General features: G+C 73.0%; 9 protein-coding genes. 3 read left to right on the plus strand and 6 right to left on the minus strand.

What is annotated here, in order from left to right; all coding sequences use genetic code 11:
- From GH736_RS12975 to GH736_RS12995, 5 genes are all read right to left on the minus strand, one after another.
- A partial coding sequence (locus tag GH736_RS12975) for an ATP-binding cassette domain-containing protein (protein ID WP_159603919.1) occupies positions 1 to 243 on the minus strand: 243 nt, incomplete at its 3' end.
- Between the two features lie 12 nt (positions 244 to 255).
- A complete protein-coding gene (locus GH736_RS12980; protein WP_159603921.1) occupies positions 256 to 402 on the minus strand; it encodes a hypothetical protein in 147 nt (48 codons plus the stop codon).
- 57 nt (positions 403 to 459) lie between these two features.
- Positions 460 to 1482 (minus strand): 1-aminocyclopropane-1-carboxylate deaminase, encoded by a 1023-nt coding sequence (locus GH736_RS12985; RefSeq protein WP_159603935.1) that lies wholly within the window; start codon positions 1480 to 1482, stop codon positions 460 to 462.
- A 670-nt stretch (positions 1483 to 2152) separates the two neighbouring features.
- Positions 2153 to 2995, minus strand: a complete 843-nt coding sequence (locus GH736_RS12990) for a tryptophan-rich sensory protein (protein WP_159603923.1) — start codon at positions 2993 to 2995, stop codon at positions 2153 to 2155.
- Between the two features lie 130 nt (positions 2996 to 3125).
- Positions 3126 to 4160 (minus strand): FUSC family protein, encoded by a 1035-nt coding sequence (locus GH736_RS12995; protein ID WP_159603925.1) that lies wholly within the window; start codon positions 4158 to 4160, stop codon positions 3126 to 3128.
- Between the two features lie 109 nt (positions 4161 to 4269).
- Between GH736_RS12995 and GH736_RS13000 the strand changes: the two genes are divergently transcribed.
- Positions 4270 to 5058: a transglutaminase-like domain-containing protein gene (locus GH736_RS13000; RefSeq protein ID WP_159603927.1), complete on the plus strand. Its 789-nt coding sequence runs from the start codon at positions 4270 to 4272 to the stop codon at positions 5056 to 5058.
- A gap of 33 nt (positions 5059 to 5091) precedes the next feature.
- On the opposite strand, the gene GH736_RS13005 is transcribed toward GH736_RS13000, so the two are convergent.
- Positions 5092 to 5739 (minus strand): NAD(P)H-binding protein, encoded by a 648-nt coding sequence (locus GH736_RS13005; RefSeq protein WP_159603929.1) that lies wholly within the window; start codon positions 5737 to 5739, stop codon positions 5092 to 5094.
- A gap of 212 nt (positions 5740 to 5951) precedes the next feature.
- Here GH736_RS13005 and GH736_RS13010 point away from each other — a divergent pair, with 212 nt between their 5' ends.
- Entirely contained in the window at positions 5952 to 6395 is a 444-nt protein-coding gene (locus GH736_RS13010; RefSeq protein ID WP_159603931.1) for an Hsp20/alpha crystallin family protein, read from the plus strand.
- A gap of 122 nt (positions 6396 to 6517) precedes the next feature.
- Positions 6518 to 8215 (plus strand): DUF885 family protein, encoded by a 1698-nt coding sequence (locus GH736_RS13015; RefSeq protein WP_159603933.1) that lies wholly within the window; start codon positions 6518 to 6520, stop codon positions 8213 to 8215.
- The last annotated feature ends 27 nt before the right edge of the window (positions 8216 to 8242 follow it).

Below are 8242 nucleotides of genomic sequence, written 5' to 3' on the forward strand. Positions count from 1 at the left end.
GCCCACCCGCGGCAGCACCGAGTCGACGTGCCGCGGCATGTCGGCGCCGAGCACGCGCGCGTCGCCGGCCGTCGCCGCGACGAGGCCCAGCAGCATCCGGATCGTGGTCGTCTTGCCCGAGCCGTTCGGCCCGAGGAATCCGAACACCGCGCCCTCGGGCACGGCGAGGTCGAGTCCGTCGACGGCGAGTTGCGAACGGAAGCGCTTGGTGAGGCCGTGCGTCTCGATCGCCAGTGCGGTCACGCGCGGCGCCCGTCAGCGACCGCTCGCGGCGGCGTCGATCAGGCGCTCGGGCGTCACCGCGCCGACGAGCACGCGCCCGTCGTCCGCGAAGAACACCGACACGAGCGAGGTGCTGAGGATGCGTCCGCCCTCGACGGGCTGGGTGAGCGTGTCGAGCATGCCGGATGCCTCGCCGAGGCCGCCGCCCGCGGCATCCGCCCAGCCGCGGCATCCGGCTCAGTGGTACCGGCCGCTGTAGGCGTTGATCGCGGGCTGGCCGCCGAGGTGCGCGTAGAGCACGTTCGAATCGCGGGGGATCTCGCCGCTCGTGACGAGGTCGATGAGCCCCGCCATCGACTTGCCCTCGTACACGGGGTCGAGGATGACGCCCTCGAGGCGGCCGGTGAGCCGCATCGCCTCGTCGGTCGACTCGACCGGCACCCCGTAGAGCTCGCCCGCCCAGCCCTCGAGCACGGTGATCTCGTCGTCGCGCAACTCACGTCCGACCTCGATCAGCGCGGCGGTGTTGCGGGCGATGCGGGCGACCTGGTCGCGGGTCTCGTCGATCTTCGCCGAGGCGTCGATGCCGAGGACGCGCCGCTGGGGTCCGCCGAAGTTCTGCTCCAGGTCGGCGAACCCGGCGATCATGCCGGCGTGCGTGGACCCGGTGACCGAGCACACCACGATCGTGTCGAAGAACACGCCGACCTCGCGCTCCTGCGCGGCGACCTCGTGCGCCCAGTTGGCGAAGCCGAGCCCGCCGAGCCGGTGATCGGATGCCCCGGCCGGGATCGCGTACGGCGTGCCGCCACGCTCCTCGACATCGGCGATCGCCTGGCGCCACGAGTCCTTGAAGCCGATGCCGAACCCGGCCGGCGAGAGCCGGACATCGGCGCCCATGAGCCGTGACAGCAGGATGTTGCCGACCCGGTCGTTCACGGCATCCGGCCAGTCGACCCAGTGCTCCTGCACGAGCACGGCCTGCATGCCGAGGTGCGCGGCGACCGCGGCGACCTGCCGCGTGTGGTTCGACTGCACGCCGCCGATCGACACGAGCGTGTCGGCGCCCTTCGCGAGCGCATCGGGCACGAGGTACTCGAGCTTGCGGGTCTTATTGCCGCCGAAGGCGAGGCCGCTGTTGACGTCGTCGCGCTTCATCCAGACGCGGGCGCCGCCGAGGTGGTCGCTGAGCCGGTCGACCGGATGCACCGGGCTCGGCCCGAACGTCAGCTGGTGGCGTGGGAAGTCGGCGAGTGCCATGGTGCTCCTCTGGTGGGGTGATGCGTGGTGCCGGGCGAGGAGTCCGACGACGTCGGCGGCGAACCGCGGATCCCACTGCAGCACGCGGTCGAGGCCCGGGTGGTCGAAGTCGGCGAGGGCGAGACTCGTGCGAGCGGCCAGCTCGCCGAGGCGCGCGACGACGGTCGGGGAGAGGGACGAACCGCCCGTGAGGGTGCCGCCTGAGAGGTACGCGATGAGGCGGATGCTGCGCCGCCCCTCGCTCGTGTCGGCGAGGATCGAGCGCGACCGGCCTTCGGCATCCGTCGTCGTGACGGCGACGCGGAGGTGCGGCGCGGCGGACGCGACGCGGGCGGCGGCGAGCTCCTGCGCGGCGAGCTCGACCGCGCTGAAGGCCGGGTTCGCGATCTTCACGACGCCGATGGGCTCGGCCCCCTGGTCGGCACCGCGGGCGCGCACCAGGAAGTTCTGGTCCTGCTGGCTGCCGAGCGGGGTGAGCTCGACGTCGAGGCCCCACGCCGCGCGCACGATCTCGGCCACCTCTCGGGCCGGCAGTCGCGGCGCGGGCAGCTCGCCGGTGCTGAAGAAGTCGAATCCGCGTGCTGCGACGCGCTCGCCCGGCTGCGACATGGTGCCCCTCTCCGCTTCGACGATAGCCACTCGGGGCCGGGCGAGGGGTGAGTGGCGACGCCTACGAGCGTGCGGGCACGGACCGCCGCCGCCGCAGCTCCACCGCCACCCGCACCGCGACCGTCACGACCACGACGGCCACCGTGGCGATGATCGCGGTCACGCCGACGACCGTCGACGACGGCTCGTCGGTGAGGCGGGCGACGGCGATCCAGGCGAGACCCCAGCCCAGCGAGAGCGTCGGGGCGACGCGACCGCGGTCCCAGACGGCGAGGGCGATGCCGATGAGCCCGGCGACGGCGACCACGATGACGGCCCACGTCTCGGGCGGGATGCCCCAGCCGTCCCAGCCGGTCGCGGTGAGGGCGGCGGTGACGTTCGCCGCGGTCGCCACGATCACCCAGCCGAGGTAGAGGCCGATGGTGCCGTCGGTCACGATCGCGTCGAGGGCGTTCTTCGGCGGCATCGCGAGGCAGATCCGGAACGCCGCGATCAGCACGATGAGCAGCGCCGCGATCACGGGGACGCTGAGCCAGAGCAGGTCGAACTGGATGCTGAGGATCCATGCGGCATTCAGCAGCAGCGACGCCGCCACGGGATATCCGAGCCGACGGTGCCTGGCATCGGTGCGCTGCCCGGGCAGGAACTGCCACACCGCGTAGGCGAGCAGCCCGAAGTAGATGACGGACCAGATGCTGAACGCGCCGGTGCCCGGCGCGATGAGCGTGGCGTCGGCCGCGAGCGCGCCGCCCGCCGCATCCTGCACCTGCTGCCCGCCCGCCGCGCCCGAGCCGATGAACGAGCCGATCACCGCCAGCACCGCGCTCACCGCCACCGTGAGCTGCCTCGCGAGGTCGTTGCGGGTGGTGCTGGTGGTCGTCGTGGTCGAGGACGTGGTGCTCATGGTCGCTCCTGCCGTCGTCTGGTGGATCCCGGTCGGGTTGCGTCGCCAGCCTAGGCAGGGGAGTGCCGCGCGCGCGTCGAACCTTCGGTTGACGACGCCGGCGGTCGCGCCCGCGCCGGTCAGCCCGGCGTCACGCGGACTCCGCCCCGAGCTCCTCGCGGATGCGGCGCAGGTCCTCCATGAGCGAGCCGACGAGGATCCAGTGGCCCGACGTCGGCGGCGCGATGACGAGCGCCGACGTGAGTGCCGGCGTCTCGGACGTGACCGGCTCGGGCTCGGGTTCGGCGACGCGGACGGCGAGGCGCACGTCGTGGGAGACCCGGCGCAGCTGCTCGGCGATGGCGCGCACGGTCGGCTCGCGATGCAGGGCGTCGTCGTAGTGGTCGGCGAACGCGCGCGTCATGCCGATCAGCTGCGTGACGATCGGGCTGAGCCGGTCGAGCAGGTCGCGCAGGGCGGCGAGCTCCTCGCGGTGCGCCGACCGGCGCGGGTTCAGGGTGAGCGACTCCTCGCCGGCGTCGATCGCCGCCTCCGCGGCATCCCGCATCGGCCGCAGCAGCCGGGCCTCGATCATCAGCGTCTCCACCTCGGCGGCGACCTGCGGCCCCTCGAGCGCCGCCGCGAGTCGATCGACGGATGCCGCGAGCTCGCCCCCGAGGCGGGCGACGTGCTCTCGGGCCGGTGCCACCGCCACGGGCGGCACGATGGCCACGTTGACGACGATGCCGATGGCCGCGCCGATCAGCGTCTCGAGCACGCGGTCGAGGGCGTACTCGGGCGAGGACGCGCCGAGCGCGAGCACGAGCATGGCGCTGATGGCCACCTGGTTCGAGGTGCCCGGCGTCATCTTCAGTGCCCAGGCCACGAGCATCGCGATGACGATCGCCAGCAGGATGATCCATGTGCTCTGCCCGAACACGAGCGAGATGCCCGTGGCGATCACGACGCCGAGGATCACCCCGATCGACCGCTCGACCGCCTTGCCGAGTGACTGGTTCACGCTCGGCTGCACGACGAGCAGGGCCGCGATCGCGGCGAACACGGGCAGCGGCCCGGGGATCAGCCAGCCCGCGATGAGCCAGGCGGCGATCGTCGCGACCGCCGACTTCGCCACCTGCAGCAGGGGGACCCGCTTCGTGGCCCGCAGCGTGGCCGAGATGCCCATGCCCCTCAGGCTAGCCGCGCGCCGGGGGGCTGGGCAGATGGGTCGCCCGCGGGTGAGAATGGGACGGTGCCACCCGGCACGCCCTTCGAGGACGAACGAGGTGTCACGCATGCAGCGATCCGTCTCCGCCCAGCTCACCCTGCAGGTCGCCGCTCCGGCGCGGCTCGCGTTCATCGTCGCCGCGGCGGCCCGGCCGCCCGCCGAGCGCCTCGCACTGCGGCACGACGGGGCGGCGATCGAGCCCCGCGAGGTGACGGATGCCGGGGGCACACGCATCCACGTCGTCGACGTCGCGCCCGGCACCGTCACGCTGCGGTACGAGGCCACCGTCGAGGGGCGTGCGGATGCGGCATCCGGGACCGAGCTCGAACTGCTGGAGTACCTCCGCCCGAGCCGCTACTGCGAGGCCGACCGGCTCGCGCCGACCGCCCACGCGGAGTTCGCGGGCCTGGACGGCGCCGACCTGCTCGCCGCCGTGAGCTCGTGGGTCGGCACCCGACTGAGCTACGTGCCGGGCTCGAGCCAGCCGACCGACGGCGCAGTGCAGACGCTGCTGGCCGGCCAGGGCGTCTGCCGCGACTACGCGCATCTCGTGATCGGGCTGCTGCGCGCGCTCGACGTGCCGGCCCGACTCGCCGCCGTGTACGCGCCGGGTCTCGACCCGATGGACTTCCACGCGGTGGCCGAGGCCCACGTCGACGGCACCTGGCACGTCGTCGACGCCACCACGCTCGCGCCGCGGTCGACGCTCGTGCGCATCGCGACCGGGCGCGACGCCGCCGACACCGCATTCCTCAGCTCGTACGGCGGCAACGTGACGCTGGAGTCCATGACCGTCACCGCGGTCGCCGACGAGCTGCCCGGCGACGACCTTACCCGGCTCGTGCGACTCGGCTGACGGACGCGGTGAGTCTCGCGCGCCCGGGCCGGCTCAGAGCGAGGCCAGCGCCTCGTCGATGGGATCGTCGCCCGAGACGAGCTCGAACTGGGTGCGGGATGCCGCGCCCGAGGTGAGCAGGGCGGCGATCGTCGCTGCGACATCCGCCCGGGGGATCGAGGCGCGAGGCACCGTCGTCGCGGCGCGCACGCGACCGGTGCCGGGCTCGTTCGTGAGCCCGCCGGGCCGCACGATGGTCCAGTCGAGGTCGCGCTCGCGCACCGAGGCGTCCGCTTCGCTCTTGGCGCGCAGGTAGAGCTGGAAGACGTCGTCGGACTCGGCGTCGAACTCGTCGGTCGCGATCGCGGACACGACGACGAGGCGGGGAACGCCGGCGGCCTCGGCCGCGTCGGCGAGCAGGATCGCCGCGTCGCGGTCGACGGTGAACTTGCGCTCGGCCGTGCTGCCCGGGCCCGCCCCGGCGGCGAACACCGCGGCATCCGCGTTCTTCAGCACCTGGCCCACCTCCTCGACCGACGCATGCTCGAGGTCGAGCACCACGGCGACGGCGCCCGTGGCGTCGACGTCGACACGTTGGTCGGGGTTGCGGATGATCCCGACCGGTTCGTGGCCGGCCTCCGCGAGCAGGCGTTCGAGGATGAGGGCGATCTTGCCGTGACCTCCGGCGATGACGACGCGCATCACCCCAGTCAACGCGGTGGGCGCGCCCGCCGCAAGCGGTTCTGACGGCGACACTGTGGCGGTCGGGCCCCGTGAATTCCGGACGGATGTCACACACCGCGCCCTTGGCACTCTCCCAAGGCGAGTGCTAATCTGGAGGTACTTGAGCGACATCGACTCAAGTCTTGGACACCGGCCCGACGAGGGCCGCGACACAGGGAGGAATGCCGATCATGGCCATGTACTGGGACCCGTTCCGTGACCTCGACCGCCTCGCTGCGAGCATGCTCGACTCCAGGCAGGGGCCGCGGGTGATGCCGATCGACCTGCACCGCGACGGCGACCACTACGTGTTGAGCGCCGACCTGCCGGGCGTCGACCCGGGCTCGGTCGACGTCGACATCGACGGTCAGCTGCTCACGATCCGCGCCGAGCGCACGCTTCGCTCCGACGAGCAGGCGCAGTGGCTCGTGCGCGAGCGCCCGAGCGGCTCGTTCCTTCGCCAGCTCACGCTGGGCGACGGACTCGACACCGCCGGCATCAGCGCCCACTACGAGAACGGCGTGCTGAGCGTCGTCATCCCGGTGAGCGAGCAGGCGAAGCCCCGCAAGGTCGAGGTGCAGTCCGTCTCGCGCGGCGAGCAGGCCGTCACGGCCGGCTCCGGCTCCGGCAGCTGACGCGATCGAACCACCGAGGAGCCCGCACCGCCGGCCGGCGGGGCGGGCTCCCGCCATGTGTGGTGCCCCGCCGTGACTCCCGGCTCGCCTCGGAGACGGTGGCCGGGTCTAGCGTGGAGCGCATGACGTCGCTCGCAACCGACCTCGAACACCTCGGCGCGGAGTTCTGGGAGTGGCGTGACGCCACCTCGTTCCGCACGTCCGACGACATCCCGCGCGTCGAACGCCCGGCGGGGTGGCTGCCGCGGTTCGACCGCGCCGCGATCCACGAGTTCACGCTCGCGCTCGCCGGGTTCGCCGACCGGTGGAAGGCGATCGACGCCGAGGGGCTCGGCGCGCTCCCCGTCGGCACGCAGGTCGATCACCGGCTGCTCGGCGCCGCGCTGGCACGCGTGCACTGGGAGCTCGTCGTGCTGCGCAACTGGGAGCGCGACGCGGTGTTCCTCACGTCGCAGGTCCTCGGCCCCTGGTTCGACCTGCTGCTCGCGCCGCCGCCGTTCGACGCGCGGCGGCAGGGCGACCTCGTGCGCGTTCTCGAGGCGATGCCCGACGCCGTCGCGCAGGCGATCGCCAACCTCGAGCGGGCGGGCGTCGCGACCCTCGCCCGGGTCGCCGCCGCCGACCTGCATGACATCGGCGCTCGACTGGCGTCCTCCGTCGAGGCGCTCGTGCCGTTCCTCCACCGGGTGACCTCCCGCTCGATCGGGGAGGCGCTGCCGGCGGCGAGCGACGCGCTCGAGCGGTTCCACGCGTGGCTCGACGCATCCGCCGACCGACTCGGCCCCGACGTGCCCGTCGGACGGGAGGCCTTCACGTGGTACCTGCGCCACGTCGCCCTCGTGACGCACGACCCCGACGAGCTCGTGCGCGCCGCGATGCAGGACGCGAGCCGCAGCATCGTCGCCGAGGCGGCGACGCGCGCCCGCTTCCGCGAGGTGGCCGAGCCGCCGCTCGCGGCCTCCGCCGAGGCGGAGTCGACGGCCGAGGCCGCGGCAGAGGCCGAGGTGCGCGCCTTCTACGAATCCGCGGGCCTGCTCTCCCAGCCCGAGACGCTGCGCCGCTACCGCTTCGCGCCGACGCCGCCCTACCTCGAGCCGCTCGCGTTCCTCGGCGTGAACGACGACCTCACGAGCGTCCGTCGCGTGGCCGACGACGCCACCTCCTACGTGCCCGAGCCGTCTGCCGACCTGCCGTACTTCGACGCGGCGAACGCGCGCGATCCGCGCCTCGGCATCATCCACGAGGGCGCGCACAGCCAGCAGCTCGCGCTGTCGTGGGCGCAACCGAACCCGCTGCGCCGGCACTTCATCGACTCGGTCGCCAACGAGGGCATCGCGCACTACAACGAGGAGCTCATGCTCACGGCGGGCCTCTTCGCCGATGCCCCGCACTCGCAGGTCATCGTGCACAACTTCATGCGGCTGCGGGCGTTGCGTGTCGTCGTCGACGTGAACCTCGCCACCGGGGCGTTCAGCCTGCCCGAGGCCGTCGACTTCTTCGTGCGCATGGTGCCGATGGACGTCGGCACCGCCACCGAGGAGACCGCTTACTATGTGGCGACGCCCGGCCTTGCGATGTCGTACTTGGTCGGCAAGCACGCGGTCATGCGATTGGTGGCGGATGCCGCGGTCGCGGCCGCGCTCGACGGCACCGAGTTCTCGCTCCGCGAGGTGCACGACGTCGTGTGGCGCAACGGCAACGTGCCGATGTCGCTGCTGCGCTGGGAGCTGCTCGGCGACCGAGGCGACGTGGATGCGCTCGACGCCGCCGGCCCGTGGTGGGAGTCGGCGCCGGCGGGTGCGGAGGTCAGCGGGCGCTGAGGTCAGCGAGCGCGGCGCACGGTCAGC

This window comes from Agromyces humi (assembly GCF_009720255.1).
Taxonomy (GTDB): Bacteria; Actinomycetota; Actinomycetes; order Actinomycetales; family Microbacteriaceae; genus Agromyces; species Agromyces humi.

Excerpts from the sequence above, each read along its gene's own strand:
- GH736_RS13000 (WP_159603927.1), top strand. The coding sequence starts at position 4,270 with ATGCAGCGATCCGTCTCCGCCCAGCTCACCCTGCAGGTCGCCGCTCCG.
- GH736_RS12995 (WP_159603925.1), bottom strand. The coding sequence starts at position 4,160 with ATGGGCATCTCGGCCACGCTGCGGGCCACGAAGCGGGTCCCCCTGCTG.
- GH736_RS12985 (WP_159603935.1), bottom strand. The coding sequence starts at position 1,482 with ATGGCACTCGCCGACTTCCCACGCCACCAGCTGACGTTCGGGCCGAGC.
- GH736_RS13010 (WP_159603931.1), top strand. The coding sequence starts at position 5,952 with ATGGCCATGTACTGGGACCCGTTCCGTGACCTCGACCGCCTCGCTGCG.
- GH736_RS13015 (WP_159603933.1), top strand. The coding sequence starts at position 6,518 with ATGACGTCGCTCGCAACCGACCTCGAACACCTCGGCGCGGAGTTCTGG.
- GH736_RS12980 (WP_159603921.1), bottom strand. The coding sequence starts at position 402 with ATGCTCGACACGCTCACCCAGCCCGTCGAGGGCGGACGCATCCTCAGC.
- GH736_RS13005 (WP_159603929.1), bottom strand. The coding sequence starts at position 5,739 with ATGCGCGTCGTCATCGCCGGAGGTCACGGCAAGATCGCCCTCATCCTC.
- GH736_RS12990 (WP_159603923.1), bottom strand. The coding sequence starts at position 2,995 with ATGAGCACCACGTCCTCGACCACGACGACCACCAGCACCACCCGCAAC.